Origin of the sequence: Halosimplex carlsbadense 2-9-1, from assembly GCF_000337455.1 — an archaeon.
Classification (GTDB): Archaea; Halobacteriota; Halobacteria; order Halobacteriales; family Haloarculaceae; genus Halosimplex; species Halosimplex carlsbadense.
This window is the reverse complement of record NZ_AOIU01000026.1, coordinates 20,261-37,345: the sequence shown is the minus strand read 5'-3', so window position 1 is coordinate 37,345 and position 17,085 is coordinate 20,261. Positions and strand designations below refer to the sequence as shown.

The following is a 17,085-nucleotide window of genomic DNA, read 5'->3' as shown; positions in this document are numbered from 1 at the left end:
CGAATGGCTATACGACGGTCGCATAATAGCGTTACTCTTGCGTATCTCCGGAAGACGGGATCTCGATCTGTCCGCACTCGGCTCGTCGATGGCACTCCGGGCAGAGCGACAGCAGGTTATCGAGCGTATGAGCGTCTTGGGGGTCGTCGAACGTTCGGAGCGGGACGATGTGGTGAACGTCCGGGTTCCGACCGATTTCGGCGGCAGTTTTCCGACAGTTTTGACATCGATACTGATCGCGTCGGCGGGCTCGACGTCGGGCGGACCACCACTTTCCAGCGTACGTTCGACTGCCCGTCAACCACTGGTGATGGTCTTTCCCGGACCGCGTTTCCGACATCCAGTCGGAGAGACAATCGAGCGAGCAGAACCGACCGTGGCCGTACTTTCGCTCCGAAGCCAAGACTATCATCTCCTCCCCACAGTACTCACATTCGCGCTCGACCCGTTCGATGTCGTGAACCTCGGCGTAGTGGTCGCCGAGGAACTCGTCGGCCTCGCGCACGCAGTCGGGACAGTAGACGCCCTCCTTGTCCGAAGGGTAGTACTCGAACTCGTCGCCACAGCGCTCGCAGTCTGTCCGTTCGCTCGCGTCTTTCCAGTTGCCGTTGTTCTCGCCCGCGTTCGGGTCGCAGTCGTCGCAGTACGACAGCCGCGATTTCGGGTCGTAGAACTCGGTGCCACAGTCCACGCACGTCCGGTTCGGGAGCGACTCGCCGTGGACTTTCGCGTGATGCTGGCGCTTTCCGGCCTCGGTCGAAAGCGACGTTCCACAGGTCGGACAGTCGGGCACACCGCGGGGTGGCCGCGGGATTCGGCAAAAACGTACGGACGACTACGGTTCAGTCGTCGGCCGTGGCGGGGACTTCGAGCAGGCCGCAGACGTCGTTCTCGGGGTCGAAGCAGTCCGGACAGGCGGGGTCGCGGTCGATGATGGTGTCGAGTCGGTCGGCGACCGTCTCGTCGATGACGCTCTCGAGCTGGCGGGCCTCGCCGCGGAAGTCTTCGACTTCGAGGACCTCGACGAGGAAGCGCTCGATGATGCAGTAGTTCTGGAGCGCGTCGCGGGCGCGGACGATGCCCTCGTCCGACAGCGAGACGCCCTTGTACTTCTCGTGTTCGGCCAGGCCGTTGTCTTCGAGCTTGCCGATCATCTCGTTGGCGCTGGCGGGGCTCACGTCGAGTCGGTCGGCGAGGTCGCCCGTCGACGCGGGGCCGTCCTCGATCTGCTGGATCAGGTAGATGGCTTTCAGGTACTGGTCGGCCGTGTTCACAGGTATTCCTCCGTTCGAGCGGGTATCCGGCGGCCCACCGGGCCGTCGGCGGTCATCGTCGCTCCTCCATGAGCTCGGTCACTTCCTCGACGCCCTCGGCCTCTTCTTCGCGGATGGCCGCGAGCGTGTCGAGCAGCCGGTCGCGGTCGATACCGAACTGCACGTCCGAGGCTTCGACGGCCTCGATGAGGTCGTCGTAGAACTTGTAGGCGGTCTCCTCGTTGCAGAGCTGGTCGTAGAGGACGCCGTCGAAGTCCTCGTCGGACTCGTACTGGGCTTCGACGAGCGCCTCGATCTCCTCGTAGGCGACCGTGTCCGCGTCGAGTTCCGCGATCAAGTCCTCCAGGCGGTCCCGGTGGTCCGCCGATTCGGCCGCGGCGTCGCCGAGCATCGCCCGCACGTCCTCGGTCAGGTCCGCCCCGCTATCGTGCGCGTGTTTCGACGCCCGCGCCTCGACGACCTCCTCCAGCACGATACCGATCTGGAGCAGGCGGGCCAGCTGGTGGTCGGACCCGACGGGTACGGTGAGACTCACCCCGCCACCTCCCCGCGGTCGTCGCCCGTCGCACGGTTCATAGGCACTGGTCGGGTAGGCGGGGACGTAAGTCCTTCCCTCGGCACCGTCGGTGGACGGATACGCTCGGGGCGCTCGCGGTCCGGCGCGGGCTCACCGGTTGGACCGACTCTCTCGGTTCCGGGCCCCGTCGTCGCCGCCGTCTGTCCGGTCGTCACCGGCCCAGCGCAGCGCGAACACGTACAGTCCGACGACGGCGACGCCGACCGCCACGCCGAGGACCGAATCCGTCACCACGTGGGGGCGACCCGTGTGCAGCGGAACGACGGACGCGACCACGAGGGGCACGAAGTGCAGTGGACGCATGCTGTGGTGTGTATCACGCCACCGCCGTAGTTAAACGACGGGCGCGTTTTCGAAATCCGGGAACGGGAGCGACCGTCGCCGAGGCGGACTGAAAACGGGGTTCGCTACCCCTGCAGGCGCTCGACGATCAGCTCGTCCATGTCCTCGCGGAGTTCGTCGACCGCGACCTCTTCGAGGACGGGCACGAAGAAGCCCTCGACGAGCATGTCCTTCGCGCGCTTCTCGTCCACGCCGCGGGAGGTCATGTAGAACAGCTCCTCGGCGTCGACCTGGCCGACCGTCGCGGAGTGGCTGGCCTCGGTGTCGTGGTTGTTGATGATCAGCTTCGGCGAGGCGTCGGCCTCCGAATCGTCGCTGAGCATCAGCGTGTTCTCGCGCTGGTAGGAGTTGGTGTCCCAGGCGTCGGTGCCCACGTCCTGGACGCCCTCGTAGACCGAGCGGGCGTCGTCGTCGAGGACGCCGCGCGTGACGAGGTCGGCCGTGGTGTGCTCGTGCTCGTGCCAGACGCGGCTGTTGATGTCGAAGTGCTGGTCGTCGTGGCCGAAGAAGGCGCCGACGATCTGCGACTCGGAGCCCTCGCCGAGCAGGCGCGTCTCGACGCTGGACTTGGTCAGCCGGGAGCCGATGTTGCCCTCGATCCAGTCGACGGTGCCGTGGTCGGCGGTGTGGCCGCGCTTGACCTGGAAGTTGTAGGTGTCCTCGGCGAGGTTCTGGAGCGTCCCGTACTGGACGTTCGAGTTCTCGCCGCCGACGACTTCGACGACGCCCGAGTAGTACTGGTCGCCCTCGACGTTTTCACCGGTCGTCTGGCGCTCGAGGATCGTCGCGGACGACGATTCCTCGACGACGACGAGCGTGTAGTTGAACAGCGACCGGCTGTTCATCGTCGTTCGGATCTTCACGTCCTCTGCGGCGACGCCCTCGGGGACGTAGACGAGCGTCCCGGCCGAGAACAGCGCCGTCGACAGCGCCGTCAGGAAGTCCCGCTGGGGGTCGACGACGCTCCCGAAGTGCTCCTCGATCAGGTCGCCGTGCTCGGCCAGGGCCTCGTCCCACGCCAGCACGTCGGCGCCCTCGGCCTCGACGCGGTCTTTCTCCTGTTCCCACTCCAGGGGGTCCACGAGCGACTCGTAGTCGAGGTCGACGAGGTTCGTCCAGTGGCGCGGGCCGGGCGTGGTGATCACGTCCGGCATGTCCAGCTCGTCGAGCGCCGCCAGCGCTTCCTTGCGCGTTTCGAGGAGCCACTCCGGTTCGCCGAGTTCCTCGCTGATCTGCTCNGATCACGTCCGGCATGTCCAGCTCGTCGAGCGCCGCCAGCGCTTCCTTGCGCGTTTCGAGGAGCCACTCCGGTTCGCCGAGTTCCTCGCTGATCTGCTCTACTTGTGCCTCTGTGAGGTTCGCGTGTAGCTGCGTACTCATTGTATGCACCGGGGGTTACCCGAGCGAGCCCTCCATCTCCAGTTCGATGAGGCGGTTGAGCTCGACCGCGTACTCGATGGGCAGTTCCTCGGTGATCGGCTCGATGAAGCCGGCGACGATCATCTGCTTCGCGTCGTCGTCGTCCAGACCGCGGCTCTGGAGGTAGAACACGTCCTCGTCGCCGATCTTGCCGACGGTCGCCTCGTGGGCCACGTCGACCTTGTTCTCCTGGATCTCCATGTACGGCATCGTGTCCGACGTCGATTCGTTGTCGAACATGAGCGCGTCACACTCGACGGACGTGGAGGCGTTCTCCGCGCCGTCGGCCATGTGGACCAGGCCGCGGTAGTTGGTGCGGCCGCCGTCCTTGGCGATGGACTTGGACTCGATGGTCGACTTCGTGTCGGGCGCGTTGTGGTAGACCTTCGCGCCGGTGTCGATGTCCTGGCCCTCGCCGGCCATGGCGATGGTGATGTGGTTGTCGGTCGCGCCGGGGCCCTTGAGGATGGTGCTCGGGTAGAGCATCGTCGCCTTCGAGCCCATCGAGCCGGAGACCCACTCCATGGTCCCGTCGGCCTCGGTGATGGCGCGCTTGGTGTTGAGGTTGTAGGTGTTTTTCGACCAGTTCTGCACCGTCGAGTACTGGACGTGTGCGTTCTCGCCCACGAACACCTCGACGCCCCCGCTGTGGAGGTTAAAGGCGGAGTACTTCGGGGCGGAACAGCCCTCGATGTAGTGGACCTCGGAGTTCTCCTCGGCGATGATGAGCGTGTGCTCGAACTGGCCCATCCCCTCGGAGTTCATCCGGAAGTACGCCTGCACGGGCATGTTGACCGTGGTGTCCTCCGGGATGTAGACGAACGAACCGCCGGACCAGACGGCGCCGTGGAGCGCGGCGAACTTGTTGTCGCTCGGCGGGACGCACTTCGTCATGAAGTGCTCTTTGACGATCTCCTCGTGCTCCTGGACGGCCTTGTCCATGTCGCAGAAGATGACGCCCTTCTCCTCCCAGCGCTCCTGCATGTTCTGGTAGACGATCTCCGACTCGTACTGGGCGCCGACGCCCGAGAGGGCGTTCTTCTCGGCTTCCGGGATGCCCAGCTTGTCGAAGGTGTCCTGGATCTCCTCGGGCAGGTCCTCCCAGTCCTCGGCGCCGCCGCGCGTCTCGATGTCCGGGCGGATGTAGGGGACGATCTCCTCGATCTCGACCTCGGAGAGGTCGGGCTGGCCCGGCCAGTCGGTCGGCATCGGCATCTCCTGGAACTGCCGGAGCGCGCGCAGGCGGCGCTCGAGCATCCATTCGGGCTCGTCTTTGTCCTCTGAGATGAGACGGACCGTCTCCTCGGTCAGTCCCTTCTCGGTCTCGAAGGCCGAGTTCTCCTCTTTCTTGAACTCGAAGCGGGCCTCGGTGTCGGTCTCCTTGAGATGGTCTTGATCTGAACTCATTGTTGTATTGTAGGTTTGGTCTGTAGCCGTATTAGGCTGTGCACGTCAGGCCGCCTCGTAGACTTCCTCGCGAACCCAGTCGTAGCCCTCGTCCTCGAGGGTCTCGGCCAGCTCCGCGCCGCCGGACTTGGCGATCTTGCCGTCGAGCATCACGTGGACGTGGTCGGGCTCGACGTAGTCGAGGATGCGCTGGTAGTGGGTGATCTGCAGGATGCCCGCGCCCTGCTCGTCACGCAGCGCGTTGATACCCTTCGATACGTCCTGCAGGCGGTCGATGTCCAGCCCGGAGTCGATCTCGTCGAGCACGGCGATGCTCGGCTCGAGGATCGCGGCCTGGAGCACCTCGTTTTGCTTCTTCTCGCCGCCGGAGAAGCCCGCGTTGAGATAGCGGTTCGCGAACTTCTCGTCCATGTCGAGCTGCTCCATCTTCTCCTGGAGGATCTCCTGGAACTCCGCGACGCCGACCTCGCCCTCGTCGGCGGGGCCCTCCATCGGGGAGGTCTCGTAGCCCTCGTCCTCGTCGTCTTCGGCCTCGGCCTCCTCCTCGTCGTCCTCGAAGAGCTCCGCGCGCTCCTCGAGTTTGGCGTTGAGCGCCGTCCGGAGGAAGTTCACCATCGTGACGCCCTCGATCTCGGCGGGGTACTGGAACGCCAGGAAGATGCCCAGCGCCGCGCGCTCGTTCGGTTCCAGGTCGAGGAGATCCCACGTCTGCAGATCCGCGGGGATCTCGGTGTCCTCGAACTCGTCCTCCTCGATGTGGAGGTGCACGTCGCCGCCCGTCACCTCGTAGGCCGGGTGGCCCGCGATGATCTTCGCCAGTGTCGACTTGCCCGAGCCGTTCGGACCCATCAGCGCGTGGATCTCGCCCGACTGGACCTCGAGATCCACGCCCTCGAGGATCTGCTCTCCGCCGTCCTCTGCGACTTTCGCCTGCAGGTTGTCTATTTCGAGTACAGCCATGTGTTTCGGTCATCCTAAAACACGGTCCTATCGCTGATAATAGTTTCGAGTTTCCACGACGGACTTTTCCGAAACAGGAAGTCAATTTGTGGTATGAACAAATTCGGGGCCTGCCGAGCGCCCGGTCCGGACGGTCCCGCACTCGGCGCAGGTCCGGCCTACATGAAGCTCTCGAGGCCGGTCTGCTCCTGGCCGCTCTTGACCTCTTCCCAGGAGATGTCGAGCGCCTCCAGAACGCGCGCGATGGGCCCCTTGAGCGTCTTGTCGAGCATCTTGTCCCAGTCGACCTCGAAGGCCTCGGGCACCTGGTCGGCGTACTCGAAGCAGATCACGTCCGGGTCGCGCTTGAACTCGCCGTACAGCACGTCCTCGGCGGGATCGAGGTCCAGTTCGTCCTCGACCTCCCGGAAGAACTCGGGATGGACCTTCTTCAGGTAGACCCGCTTGGGTTTCGACCCGCTGGCGAAGTTGGTGTCAAGCAGGAGATTGGCGTACTTCGCGCCGCGGACCTGCGCGGTGTCGGTGTCGTAGTTGTCGAGCTTCTTCCCGATGCCGCCGGGGATGCCGATGTCGTCGAGGCTGGCCTCGCCGTTCTGGAAGTCCTCGATGACGTCGTGGACGTAGTCTTTCACGTCCTCCAGATCCTCGCCGTGGACGATCATCTCGATGACCTGCAACTGCACTTCCTTCGTGATCGGCGCGATGTCCGAGCGCTGGTACTCGAAGCCCGTGATGTCGATGTCGTCGACGTCCTTGCCCTCGCTCCAGACGATGTGGCCGGCGTAGCGTTTCTTCTTGCCCGCCTGGAAAAAGCGCCGGTAGAGCTTCTCGAACTCGATCTGGAAGCGGTGCGAATCAGCGTTAAGTTCCGACTGCGCGAACTCGTCGTAACGGCCGTTGATGTGCTCCTCGATCTCGAACGAGCGCTCGATGGCCTCGTCTTTCGGCGTGTCGCCGCCGAGTTCGAGCATCACCGAGTCGGTGTCACCGTAGATGACCTCCTTGTCGAGTTCGTTGGCGGCCTGCTCGGTGAAGCTGATCACCTCCCGGTTCGTGGAGGTGACGCCGGCGCTCATCGCCCGGTCGTAGAGGCGGAACCGGTCCCAGCCGAACACGCCGTACAGCGAGTTCATGATGACCTTCACGGCGGCCTGCTGCCGGTCGTAGCGCTCGTAGTCCTCCGATCCGGGGTCGTTGTCGTTTCGGAGCGCCTTCTTTTCTTCGCGCTCTGACAGTAGCTCGTCGACCATCTCCCGGATGATGCCGTCCGGTTCCTTCCGGAAGTGGACGCCGCTGGGCGTGCGGTAGGTCTCGCCGTCGTAGGCATCGGGGTCGACCTTCGTCTCCGGCGAGGCGTTGATGGTCGTCATCGACATCGGGTACAGCGACTTGAGGTCGAGCACCGAAACGTTCTCGCGGACGCCGGTGATCGGGTCGAAGACGGCGCCGCCCTCGAACTCGTCGGTGGCCTCCTGCTGGCCCTTCGAGGGGAGCGCGAACTCGCCGTAGGCCTTGTGGAGGACGTACATGTCGACGGCGTCGCCGGCGGTCGGGGCGTCCTCGATCTTGCAGCCGACGAGCTTGCGCGCCTCGTCCCAGAAGGCGATGATGTCCTGCTTGCGGTCGAGTTCGACGCACAGCTCCACGTCGCGGAGGTTGTACTCCAGCAGGCGCTCGGGGTCGTCCTCCCAGAGGTCGCCGATGTCGCCGGTGTACCGTTCCTTGCCCACGTCGAGTTCCATCTCGCCGACGGCGTCGAGTCGGTACGACTCCAGCTCGGTGAACTGCGTGCTCTTGTACGCCCGCAGGAGGTCGAAGACCACCCGGCCCTTGATGTCCGGGCCGTTCCAGTCCGAGCGCCACACCTCGTTCACCCGGGAGAGGCGATCGATATCGAGGTCGTAGTCGTGGTTCGGTCCCGCCAGCTCCTCGACGCGGTCGAGGAAATAGGGTGCGTCGAAGTCCGCGAAGTTCCACCCCGTCAGGAGGTCCGGATCGGTCTCTTCGATGTACTCGATGAACGCGTCGAGCATCTCGGGCTCGGAGTCGAACACGCGCACCTCGGCGTCGATGTCGTCCTCGATGGGATCGTACGCTTCGAGGGCCGCGGGGCCGTCGACGCCGTCCGGGGCGTTGTAGAGCCAGTTGATGTACTGGTCGTCGTAGGAGTCGTGGGAGGTGAGACAGACGATGGTCTCGTCGCCGTCCTCGGGGAACCCGTTGCGGTCGTCGACCTCGATGTCGAAGGTGTTCACCCGCGGCGTGGCGTTGTCGTCGACGGCCTCGACCTCCTGGTGGGGGATACGGATCGCGCCGTCCTCCGTGCGCCGTTCGGGCACGCGAACGCCGCTCTCGATGTCCTTGTCGATGAGCAGGCGGTTGGGGAAGAGGATGTCGGCCTCGTAGTGTTCGAAGTCGTCGCGGATCTGGCCCACGTCCCGGGGCGTGCGACCGATGATCTTCGCGAGGCGCTCGCCGCGGATGGACTCGAACGGGTCGCCGTTTTCGTCGGTCTCGCGGTAGTCGACGAGGCCGTCGTAGCCTGCGATGCGCTGGTCGTCGACGTTCTCGAGCGGGGCGTAGAAGTACGGCTCGAAGTCGTACACCTCGACGTGTTCGAGTTCCGGGTCCTCGCCGTCGGCGCCGGTCTCCCGGCGGCCGAAGACGTGGACGACGGGGAACTCGTCGTCGCCGCTGTACTCGACGGTGTAGTCCACCTGCGTGACGGTCAGCGTGACCGATCCCTGCGCGTCGGGGAAGCGGACCGAGTCGGCGTCGACGACCGTGGCGGCCTCGACGCCGGTCCCGTCGCCGGCGACGGCCTCGGCCTCGTCGGCGGGCCGGTCGTCGCCGGCCCCGAAGTCCCCGAACTCCGTTTGCTCCATGTTGGTCGGGCTTGGCGGGGCCCGACTAAAATAGTCGCGGTATCCGGGATCCGTCGCGGTCGATTCGCGTGCGAGCGTCCCGGTTGGCTCGGGTGAACGAGTCGCGGAATGACGGCGAACGACGGCGACCGCACGCGACCGAGACCGCAGGCGCTGAACGCCCCCGACCCGCTCGCGCCACAGCCGTCTGCTCGCGGGTCAGGGCCCGCTCGCACAGTCCGCAGGATCCTCGCTCCCACGCGATTCGGATCGGGGCGCCCCGACCGCCGTGCCTCGCACCGCTCGACAGCGCGCGCCACCGGGAAAATCCCGCCGTCTCGATCCGTTCAGACGCCCTTTCGCATCAGGTGGCTGCGGAGTACGTCGTTCTCCTTGGCGCCGGCGACGGGGTTGACGAGGACGACCGTGTCGTCGCTCCCGAGGTGGCCGCCGTCGGCGAGTTCCCGGGCCGCCGCGGCGCCGACGCCGCCCGTCGCGCTCGCCTCGATACCTCCGGCGTTGAGCTGGACCGCGGCCTCCAGCGCGTCGTCGTCGCTCGCGCCGACGGCCCAGCCGCCGGTGTCGCGCACGGCGTCGAGCGCGAGCGCGCCGCCGGCCGGGTCCGGCACTTCGAGCGCACCGATCAGCGTGTCCGGGCGCTCCCACTCTTCGGTGTCGTCGTCGCCGGCATCGTCGGCGGCGACGACCGGCGCGCAGTGTTCGGGCTGTGCGACGTGGAGCGCGGGCGCGTCGTCGACGAGGCCGGCCGCCTGCAGTTGCTCGGCGGCGAGGTGACTGCCGACGACGCCGAGGCCGTGACCCGTCGGGTGGACGACCGCGTCGGGGACTTCCCAGTCGAGCTGCTCGACGACCTCGAACAGGAGGGTCTTGGCGCCCTCGTGGCGATAGGGGGTGTCGAAGGGGGCCAGCGAGTGCCAGCCGGCGTTGTCCTCGTCGCTCATCGCGCCCTCGAAGGCGTCGACGGCGTCGGGATAGCGACCCTCGACGACGCTCATGTCGCCGCCGTGGACGTTGGTCATGGCCTTGGCGACGAACGTCGAGCGGGTCGGGACGAACGCCTCCGAGTCGAGGCCGGCGCGGGCGGCGTAGGCGGCGGCGCTCTGGCCGGCGTCGCCCGTGGTGGGCAGGGCCACTTTCTCGGCGCCGTGGTCGCGAGCGGCGGTCACGGCGAAGGCGGTGCCTCGGTCGGCTGTCGTACCGGTCGGGTTCGCGCCCTCGTCTTTGACGTAGACGGCGCCGACGCCCAGCTCCGCGGCGAACTCGGGCGCGGGGATCAGCGGCGTCGTCCCCTCGTCGAGTGTCACGAGGGCCTCGGCGGGGAACGGCAGCAGGTCGCCGAAGCGGGCGAGGCCGTCGAAGCGGGCTCCGGCGAGCGACTCGCGGGTCACGCCGGCGCTCGCGGCGTCGTAGCTCGCGCGGAGGACGCCGCCGCAGTCCGGGCACCGGCGCGGGGCGGCCGCGGGGTCGTGGGTCGTCGCGCAGTCGACGCAGACGAGGCCGTCCAGCGACGTGGTCGTGTCCATATCGGGCCCGCAGGCTCGGACCGACTAAGCACTGTTCGTTCGCGCCCGCCGCGGACGCGAACGAGTCCGTGGCGCCGGGGTCCGCGGGGGTCGGGCCGAGACAGGGGGCGTTTAGTGGGTCGGGCCGAAGGAGGGGGTATGAGCGAGGTCGTCATCGTCGGCGGAGGACTGGCTGGCCTGGTCGCCGCGCGACGCCTGGCGCGGGACGGCGCGGACGTGACGCTGTTCGAACGCCGCGACGAACTGGGTGGGCGCGTCCGTTCGCGGGAGGTCGACGGGTTCACCCTCGACCGTGGCTTTCAGGTGATGTTCACCGCCTACCCCGCGGTCCGCGAGGAACTCGACCTCAACGCGCTGGACCTGCGCACCTTCGCCCCCGGCGCGACCATCGCCCGCCCGGACCACCGCTCGACGCTCGCGGACCCGTTCCGGGCCCCGCTCTCGGTGATCGAATCGGCGCTCAACCCAGACGTGACCGTGACGGACAAGATCCGCGTCCTCCAGCTGCGTCGCGAACTCGGTAACGCCGACCCCGAGAGCCTGCTCGACGGGCCGACCGAGAGCATCCGCGAGTACCTCGACAGGAAGGGGTTCTCCCAGAAGTTCGTCGAGAACTTCGCCGCGCCGTTCTACGGCGGCATCACGCTCGACCGCTCGCTGTCGACCGACGCCGGCGTCTTCCGCTACACGTTCTCGATGCTCTCCCGCGGCGCCACGGCCGTCCCCGCCGACGGGATGGGCGCGATCTCCGACCAGCTCGCTGCCCGCGCCCGCGAGGCCGGTGTGTCTATCGAGACCGGCACCGAGATCACCGCGGTCGACGGCGCCGCGGGCGAGGCGACCGTCGAAGCCGGGCCGGAGACAGTCGACGCCGACGCCGCCGTCGTCGCGACCGACCCGAAGCGCGCCCGAGAACTGACCGGCGTCGAGTCGGTCCCGACCGACGCGCGCGGCTGCGTCACCCAGTACTTCCGCACCCGCGAACATCGGTCGCTCGACACCGGCCACCGGCTCGTCCTCAACGCGGTCGACAGCTATCCGAACACGGTCGCCCCGCTCTCGACCGTCGCGCCGGAGTACGCGCCCGACGGCCACGCCCTGCTCTCGGCGACGACGCTCGGCGTGCCCGACCGCTCCGACGAGGAACTCGCGACCGCCGTCCGCGACGCGCTGGTCACCTGGTACCCCGAACACCGATTCGACGACCTCGAACTCCTCGCGACCGACCGGATCGAGTTCGCCCAGTTCGACCAGCCGCCGGGCTTCCGCGACGGGCTGCCCGCAGTCGACGCCCCCGAGGGGTCAGTCTACCTCGCCGGCGACTACACGCAGTGGTCCGCGATCCAGGGCGCGCTCGAGAGCGGGCAGGTGGCGGCCGACACCGTCTCCGACGATATCTGAGCCGAGGACTGGGCGGTCGGCTCGCTCAGTCGCCCGCGGTCACGCCGGTGGTGCCGGACCCGTCGACGCGAAGCGGGTCGTCTTCCCACTCGACGGCGACGTTGTGCCGCGAGCAGTACGGCGCCAGCGACGACGCCGAGACCAGTCCGAGAAACACGCCGTCGTCGACGACGGGCAAGTGTTTCACGCCGGCGGCCCGCATCCGCTCGGCGGCCTCGAACACCGTCGCGTCCGACGCGACCGTCGTCACGGGCGTCGACATGATCGCCCGCACCGGTGGCCGCTCGCCGGTCTCCGCGACCAGCGCGACGATATCGCCCTCGGTGACGACGCCGACGACGGTCCCCGAATCGAGCACCACCAGCGCCGACACCTCGGTCGTCCGCAACCGCTCGGCGGCCTCCGTCACCGGCGTCTCGGGGTCGATCGTCGGCGTAGTCGGGGTCGTAACGGTCTCCACGGTCGTCTCGATCATATGTGTCACACACTACCAAACAACGCTACTTAATCTTCATGGACATACATCCTAGATAACCTATTATCCATGGGCGAAAAACGTCATAAAGTCCCCGGAACGAAATGATCGATCACTTACGGCAGTCGAAAGTGACTTATCGTGGATCGGTAGTGGTAACTCACAGCATCCGGGAGAACTGCCCGAGCGGCGGAAAGGTCAGGGCTTCGTCGCTCTCCTCGTCGAACACCACGGGGCGGTACTGGGAGACGCCGGTGACGACCGGGGACAGTTCCGGTCGTGCGGTCCCGATCCGCCCGTTGACCGAGACGCCTTCGACGAGGCGGTTGAACGACGGCAGTACCAGCACGTCCGAGCGGCGATAGGCGCCGTCGCCGACGAGGAAGCAGGGCCGCTTTCGCCCCTCGATCTCGATGGCCGGGTGGTCGTGGCCGACGACGTAGGCGTCGGCCGGCGTGTTCGGTTCCTCGTGGCCGTGGGTCACCACGACCGTCTCCTCGCCGTCCGTGTCGAGTTCGTACTCGTCGTGCAACTCCCCCGAGTAGGCCGCGCCGAGCATGGTGTCGTGGTTGCCTTCGACGACGACGAGGCGTGCGCCGGCCTCCCGCACCGCCCGGACCACGCCCGACAGCGCCTCGTCGGCGGCATCGGGGACGTAGTCGAACGAGTGGAACACGTCGCCCGCGAGGACCACCTCGTCGGGATCGAACCGGTCGAGTAGGCCTGCGAGGCGCTCGACGCAGTCCTCGCCGGCGCCGATGGGGAACTCGACGGTCGAGGCCTCGCCCTTCCCGAAGTGGGTGTCCGCGACGACGAGCGTCCCGTCGATGTACGCCGCCCGGTCGCGGTACGTCGGGTCCATCGCTCGACTCTCGGCGGCGCGCGGACAAATGCCTGACGCACCGGGCGACAGGACGGAGGACTCGCTACTCCGTGTCCTCGTCTGCGGTCGCAGCCCGGTACTCCGCGGCAGTGACAGTGAACCGATGCACGTCGGCGACCGACCCGTCCATGTTCACCTCGAAGTTCCGCAAGAGGCCCTCGCGGCGGCCGCCGTGGGCTTCGACGTACCGGGAGACGGCTTTCCGGGACTTCTCGTTGCCCTCGTGGACGGCCACGACCACCGCTTCGAGGTCGAGGCGGTCGAAGGCCACGTCCATCAGGGCCGCCGCGCGCTCGCCGGAGTAGCCCCGACCCCAGAACGGCTTGCGGAGCCACGCGCCGAACGTCGCCGTCTTCGCGTCCCAGTCGACGCCGATGCCGGTGAGGCCGGCAAACTCGCCGGCGCGGTCTCGCGGTACACCGCCGCTCGACTCTTCCGAGGCGCTCCGCGCCTCGCTCTCCTCACCGGGCTTCGGCCGGATCACGTACGTCGCGCCCTCGCCGCTCTCGCGCTCGTCGGTGACCAGTTCGAGGAACTCCGCGGTCTCCTTCGGCGTCTCGTGGGGGTCCCAGGTGACGTGTTCGGTGATCTCGTCGATGTGCGGGGCGTCCTCGCGGGTGTGTTCGTACAGATCCAGCGGGTCGACCGTCTCGGTCGTCGCCGCTTCGAGGACCAGCCGCTCGGTCTCGATGCGTTCGGGGAAGAGATCGGACATACTCCGACGGGGACGGCCCAGCGGAAAAGCGCTTTCCCGTGAGTGGGAGGGCGTGACAGGGGCCGACCGACGGCGGGGAGATTTATACCGGCGGGGTCCCCAGACGGGAGTATGGTCGATGTGCTCGCGAACAAGCGCGCGGCGACCCGCTTTCGCGTCCTCGTGGAGATCGCCGAGCGCCAGCCGGCGGTCAGCCAGGGCGAGATCGCCGAGGCGGTCGGCGTGACCAGCCAGGCCGTCAGCGAGTACATTCGCGACCTCGTCGAGGACGGCCTCGTCGAGAAGCAGGGCCGCTCCCGGTACCGCGTCACCACCGAGGGCGTCGACTGGACCCTTCAGGCAGCCGCGGACGTGCGCCGCTTCGCCGAGCACGTCACCGACGACGTGCTCGGGTCGGTCCAGGAGGACGCCGCCGTCGCCACCGACGCAATCGACGAGGGCGACACGGTTTCGCTGTCGATGCGGGAGGGGCTCCAGCACGCCACGCCCCTCGATCCCGACGGGCACGCGATCGGGAACGAGGCGGCCACCGGCGTCGCGACCACCGACGCCGCGGCGGGCGAGGTCGTCGGCGTCACTGGCTTCGAGGGCGTCATCGACCTCGACCCCGGCGAGGTGCGCGTCCTCCAGGTCCCCTCGATCCGCTCGGGCCGCCCCGACGACGACCGCCTCGACGACCTGGCCGGCGCCTGCGCGGACGCCGACCTCGTCGTCGCCTCCGGGGTCGAAGCCGTCGGCGCGCTCCGGTCGGTCGACGTGGACCCCGCGACCTACTTCGCCGCCGGCGAAGTGGCGGCCGACGCGGCCTCGCGGGGCCTCTCGGTGGTCGTCGTCGCCATGGCCGACGGCGTCGGCCGCGTGACCGACGCCCTCCGCGACACCGGCGTCTCTTACGAGGTACGATGATGACCCAGGATATCGAAACCGCAGTCGAGGAGTTCCTCGACAAGACGGACGCAGCGCTCTCAGAATACGACGACGGCTACGCCGACGCCGACGCGACACTGCGCGTCGTTCGCAACCACCTCGCCGACCTGCGCGAGGCCGCCGAAGACGAGTAGAAACCCTCTCCGGGGTCGTATTTCCGGTTTCCGTCGCCATCCGTTGCACCCCCTTCCGAGTCGCGACGCTCGCCCGCAGCACCCCGCTCGGGACAACACCGATAACGGAGCCACGCGAACTGCCCACACATGACAGACGTAGTGATAGTCGACGGCTCGCGGACCGCCCACGGTGCGATGCTCGGCTCGCTCTCGGACGTGCGCGCGCCGGATCTCGGTGCCACGGTCCTGGAAGACCTGATCGACCGGTCGGGCGTCGAACCCGAGGACCTGGACTGGGTCGGGCTCGGTAACGCCGTCCAGGCGGGCGTCGGACAGGTCCCGGCGCGGCAGGCGGTCACACGGGCGGGACTTCCCGAGGACACGCCGGCGACGACCGTCAACGAAGCGTCGGGGTCGGGATTGCGGGCGATCACGCTCGCCGCGGACCGCATCGCGGCCGGTCGGGCCGACATCGCCGTCGGCGGCGGCATGGAGTCGATGTCGAACGCCCCGTATCTCCTCCGGGAACACCGCGAAGGACGCCGCCACGGCAACACCGAACTCGTGGACGCGATGATCTTCGACGCGCTGTGGGACGTGGGATACGACGCCCACATGGGCGAACTCACCGAGCGACTGGCCGAGGCCCACGACGTCTCTCGGGAAGAGCAGGACCGCTACGCGCTACGGAGCAACCGCCACGCCGCCGAGTCGGTCGAGGACGGGCGCTTCGACGAGGAGATCGTTCCGGTGGAGGTCGGTGACCGGCTCGTCACGACCGACGAGGGGCCGCGGGCCGACACGTCGTTGGACCGGCTCGGACAGCTCGCGCCCGCCTTCCGGGAGAACGGGACCATCACGCCCGGCAACGCCTCGAAGCTCGCCGACGGGGCAGGGGGTGTCGTCCTCGCCAGCGCCGAGGCCGCCCGCGAACACGGGTTGGGTCCGATGGTCCACGTCGAGGACTACGCGGTCGCCTACCGCGACCCCGCGGAGTTCTCCCAGGCCATCGGCGACGCCATCGAGAACCTGTTGGGGCGGAACGACCTCACCGTCGACGACGTGGACCATTACGAGGTCAACGAGGCGTTCGCGGCACAGACCGTCTACGTGCGCGACAGGTTGGGGATTCCGGAGGAGCGGCTGAATCCGCTCGGCGGCGCGGTGGCGCTGGGGCATCCGATCGGCGCCAGCGGCGGGATCTTGACGACGACGATCGCTCACGCGATGGTCCGCGAGGACCACGACTACGGGGTGGTGGGGATGAGCGTCGGCGGCGGCGGTGCGGTGATGGCGTTGCTGTCGCGGTAGGGCGGGGCGGTGTGGTGCGGTGACCGCCGGCGGCGTCGCGAGTGAGCGTCGGCGGCGGCGGTGCGGTGATGGCGTTGCTGTCGCGGTGAGGGAGTTGTCCGCCGGCGGAGTTACTTTGTCGCTGACGGCCGTGGGCTCGACTATGACACGGACCGCGGTGGTCGCAGGTGTCGGACCTGGCTTGGGCGAATCGATCGCACGCAAATTCGCGTCGGAGGGGTGCGAGGTCGCGCTCCTCGCACGGTCGGCGGAGTACATCGAGGGCCTCGCGGACGACTTGCCGGCGTCGGGGACGGGCCTCGCGGTTCCGACGGACCTCGCACAGCCGGCGGAGATCCGGGCGGCCTTCGAGACGGTCCGGGAGGCCTTCGGCCCCGTCGACGTACTGGTTAACCACGCGAGCGCCGGTTCGTGGAACGGTCTGCTCGACGCGTCGGTCGAAGACGTCGACCGCGCGTGGGCGGTCAACGGCCGCGGAGCGTTCGTCGCCTCCCAAGAGGCGGCCGAGGACATGGTCGAGGGCGAGGGCGGGACGATCGTCTTCACGGGCGCCACGTCGGCGCTCCGGGGTCGCGACGGGGCGATCGGGTTCTCGGCGGCGAAGTTCGCCGCCCGCGGGATGGCCGAGAGCATGGCGCGGGAGCTCGGACCCGAGGGCGTTCACGTCGCTCACGTCGTGATCGACGGGCAGATCCTGCCGCCGGACGGGAGCGAGCGCGACCGCGACCGCGACGAGGGGGCGTACCTCGACCCTGACGAGATCGCCGATAACTACTGGCACCTCGTCGAGCAGGACAGGTCGGCGTGGACGCTGGAACTCGATCTCAGGCCGCACGTCGAGGCGTTCTGAACCGCGGACTCGACGCGGTG

Annotated in this window: 17 protein-coding genes; 5 read left to right on the top strand and 12 right to left on the bottom strand. The window is 67.9% G+C overall.

What is annotated here, in order from left to right; genetic code table 11:
• Nucleotides 1-31: 31 nt before the first annotated feature.
• The 9 genes from C475_RS10760 to C475_RS10715 form a co-directional block, all read right to left on the bottom strand.
• Nucleotides 32-793, bottom strand: a complete 762-nt coding sequence (locus C475_RS10760) for an HNH endonuclease (RefSeq protein ID WP_006883858.1) — start codon at nucleotides 791-793, stop codon at nucleotides 32-34.
• Nucleotides 794-842: 49 nt separating this feature from the next.
• Nucleotides 843-1,274: a metal-dependent transcriptional regulator gene (locus tag C475_RS10755; RefSeq protein ID WP_006883857.1), complete on the bottom strand. Its 432-nt coding sequence runs from the start codon at nucleotides 1,272-1,274 to the stop codon at nucleotides 843-845.
• Between the two features lie 52 nt (nucleotides 1,275-1,326).
• A complete protein-coding gene (locus C475_RS10750; protein ID WP_006883856.1) occupies nucleotides 1,327-1,809 on the bottom strand; it encodes a hypothetical protein in 483 nt (160 codons plus the stop codon).
• A 132-nt stretch (nucleotides 1,810-1,941) separates the two neighbouring features.
• Complete coding sequence (locus tag C475_RS10745) at nucleotides 1,942-2,154, bottom strand: hypothetical protein (protein ID WP_049930455.1); 213 nt, start codon at nucleotides 2,152-2,154, stop codon at nucleotides 1,942-1,944.
• Between the two features lie 104 nt (nucleotides 2,155-2,258).
• Nucleotides 2,259-3,347, bottom strand: a complete 1,089-nt coding sequence (gene sufD, locus C475_RS10740; protein ID WP_006883854.1) for a Fe-S cluster assembly protein SufD — start codon at nucleotides 3,345-3,347, stop codon at nucleotides 2,259-2,261.
• Between the two features lie 241 nt (nucleotides 3,348-3,588).
• Nucleotides 3,589-5,019 (bottom strand): Fe-S cluster assembly protein SufB, encoded by a 1,431-nt coding sequence (gene sufB, locus C475_RS10730; protein WP_006883852.1) that lies wholly within the window; start codon nucleotides 5,017-5,019, stop codon nucleotides 3,589-3,591.
• 45 nt (nucleotides 5,020-5,064) lie between these two features.
• Nucleotides 5,065-5,979, bottom strand: coding sequence for an ABC transporter ATP-binding protein (locus tag C475_RS10725; protein WP_006883851.1), 915 nt, complete (start codon nucleotides 5,977-5,979; stop codon nucleotides 5,065-5,067).
• A gap of 158 nt (nucleotides 5,980-6,137) precedes the next feature.
• On the bottom strand, nucleotides 6,138-8,864 hold the full coding sequence (locus C475_RS10720; RefSeq protein ID WP_006883850.1) for a DNA-directed DNA polymerase: 2,727 nt from the start codon (nucleotides 8,862-8,864) through the stop codon (nucleotides 6,138-6,140).
• Nucleotides 8,865-9,190: 326 nt separating this feature from the next.
• A complete protein-coding gene (locus tag C475_RS10715) occupies nucleotides 9,191-10,387 on the bottom strand; it encodes a threonine synthase (RefSeq protein WP_006883849.1) in 1,197 nt (398 codons plus the stop codon).
• Nucleotides 10,388-10,525: 138 nt separating this feature from the next.
• On the opposite strand from C475_RS10715, the gene C475_RS10710 reads away from it, so the two are divergent.
• Entirely contained in the window at nucleotides 10,526-11,788 is a 1,263-nt protein-coding gene (locus C475_RS10710) for an NAD(P)/FAD-dependent oxidoreductase (protein ID WP_006883848.1), read from the top strand.
• Between the two features lie 25 nt (nucleotides 11,789-11,813).
• Here the strand turns inward: C475_RS10710 and C475_RS10705 are convergent, their stop codons facing one another.
• The 3 genes from C475_RS10705 to C475_RS10695 all read right to left on the bottom strand — a co-directional run bounded on the left by C475_RS10705 (nucleotide 11,814) and on the right by C475_RS10695 (nucleotide 13,861).
• Nucleotides 11,814-12,263 carry a CBS domain-containing protein gene (locus C475_RS10705; RefSeq protein ID WP_006883847.1) on the bottom strand — a complete coding sequence of 150 codons (450 nt, stop codon included), beginning with the start codon at nucleotides 12,261-12,263 and terminating at the stop codon, nucleotides 11,814-11,816.
• Nucleotides 12,264-12,423: 160 nt separating this feature from the next.
• A complete protein-coding gene (locus C475_RS10700; protein ID WP_006883846.1) occupies nucleotides 12,424-13,125 on the bottom strand; it encodes a metallophosphoesterase in 702 nt (233 codons plus the stop codon).
• Nucleotides 13,126-13,189: 64 nt separating this feature from the next.
• Entirely contained in the window at nucleotides 13,190-13,861 is a 672-nt protein-coding gene (locus C475_RS10695) for a GNAT family N-acetyltransferase (RefSeq protein WP_006883845.1), read from the bottom strand.
• 111 nt (nucleotides 13,862-13,972) lie between these two features.
• On the opposite strand from C475_RS10695, the gene C475_RS10690 reads away from it, so the two are divergent.
• The 4 genes from C475_RS10690 to C475_RS10680 all read left to right on the top strand — a co-directional run bounded on the left by C475_RS10690 (nucleotide 13,973) and on the right by C475_RS10680 (nucleotide 17,065).
• Entirely contained in the window at nucleotides 13,973-14,767 is a 795-nt protein-coding gene (locus C475_RS10690; protein WP_006883843.1) for a DUF7839 domain-containing protein, read from the top strand.
• Nucleotides 14,767-14,922 (top strand): hypothetical protein, encoded by a 156-nt coding sequence (locus C475_RS24350; protein ID WP_006883842.1) that lies wholly within the window; start codon nucleotides 14,767-14,769, stop codon nucleotides 14,920-14,922. The genes C475_RS10690 and C475_RS24350 overlap by 1 nt, the downstream gene beginning before the upstream one ends.
• A 129-nt stretch (nucleotides 14,923-15,051) precedes the next feature.
• Nucleotides 15,052-16,215 carry a thiolase family protein gene (locus C475_RS10685; RefSeq protein ID WP_006883840.1) on the top strand — a complete coding sequence of 388 codons (1,164 nt, stop codon included), beginning with the start codon at nucleotides 15,052-15,054 and terminating at the stop codon, nucleotides 16,213-16,215.
• A 142-nt stretch (nucleotides 16,216-16,357) separates the two neighbouring features.
• Entirely contained in the window at nucleotides 16,358-17,065 is a 708-nt protein-coding gene (locus tag C475_RS10680) for an SDR family NAD(P)-dependent oxidoreductase (RefSeq protein WP_049930448.1), read from the top strand.
• Nucleotides 17,066-17,085: the final 20 nt, after the last annotated feature.

What these genes read in the sequence shown, in the direction of transcription:
- C475_RS24350 (WP_006883842.1), top strand. Translation starts at nt 14,767, where the DNA reads ATGACCCAGGATATCGAAACCGCAGTCGAGGAGTTCCTCGACAAGACG.
- C475_RS10685 (WP_006883840.1), top strand. Translation starts at nt 15,052, where the DNA reads ATGACAGACGTAGTGATAGTCGACGGCTCGCGGACCGCCCACGGTGCG.
- sufD (WP_006883854.1), bottom strand. Translation starts at nt 3,347, where the DNA reads ATGCCGGACGTGATCACCACGCCCGGCCCGCGCCACTGGACGAACCTC.
- C475_RS10720 (WP_006883850.1), bottom strand. Translation starts at nt 8,864, where the DNA reads ATGGAGCAAACGGAGTTCGGGGACTTCGGGGCCGGCGACGACCGGCCC.
- C475_RS10705 (WP_006883847.1), bottom strand. Translation starts at nt 12,263, where the DNA reads ATGATCGAGACGACCGTGGAGACCGTTACGACCCCGACTACGCCGACG.
- C475_RS10700 (WP_006883846.1), bottom strand. Translation starts at nt 13,125, where the DNA reads ATGGACCCGACGTACCGCGACCGGGCGGCGTACATCGACGGGACGCTC.
- sufB (WP_006883852.1), bottom strand. Translation starts at nt 5,019, where the DNA reads ATGAGTTCAGATCAAGACCATCTCAAGGAGACCGACACCGAGGCCCGC.
- C475_RS10745 (WP_049930455.1), bottom strand. Translation starts at nt 2,154, where the DNA reads ATGCGTCCACTGCACTTCGTGCCCCTCGTGGTCGCGTCCGTCGTTCCG.
- C475_RS10695 (WP_006883845.1), bottom strand. Translation starts at nt 13,861, where the DNA reads ATGTCCGATCTCTTCCCCGAACGCATCGAGACCGAGCGGCTGGTCCTC.
- C475_RS10715 (WP_006883849.1), bottom strand. Translation starts at nt 10,387, where the DNA reads ATGGACACGACCACGTCGCTGGACGGCCTCGTCTGCGTCGACTGCGCG.
- C475_RS10680 (WP_049930448.1), top strand. Translation starts at nt 16,358, where the DNA reads ATGACACGGACCGCGGTGGTCGCAGGTGTCGGACCTGGCTTGGGCGAA.
- C475_RS10710 (WP_006883848.1), top strand. Translation starts at nt 10,526, where the DNA reads ATGAGCGAGGTCGTCATCGTCGGCGGAGGACTGGCTGGCCTGGTCGCC.
- C475_RS10725 (WP_006883851.1), bottom strand. Translation starts at nt 5,979, where the DNA reads ATGGCTGTACTCGAAATAGACAACCTGCAGGCGAAAGTCGCAGAGGAC.
- C475_RS10690 (WP_006883843.1), top strand. Translation starts at nt 13,973, where the DNA reads ATGGTCGATGTGCTCGCGAACAAGCGCGCGGCGACCCGCTTTCGCGTC.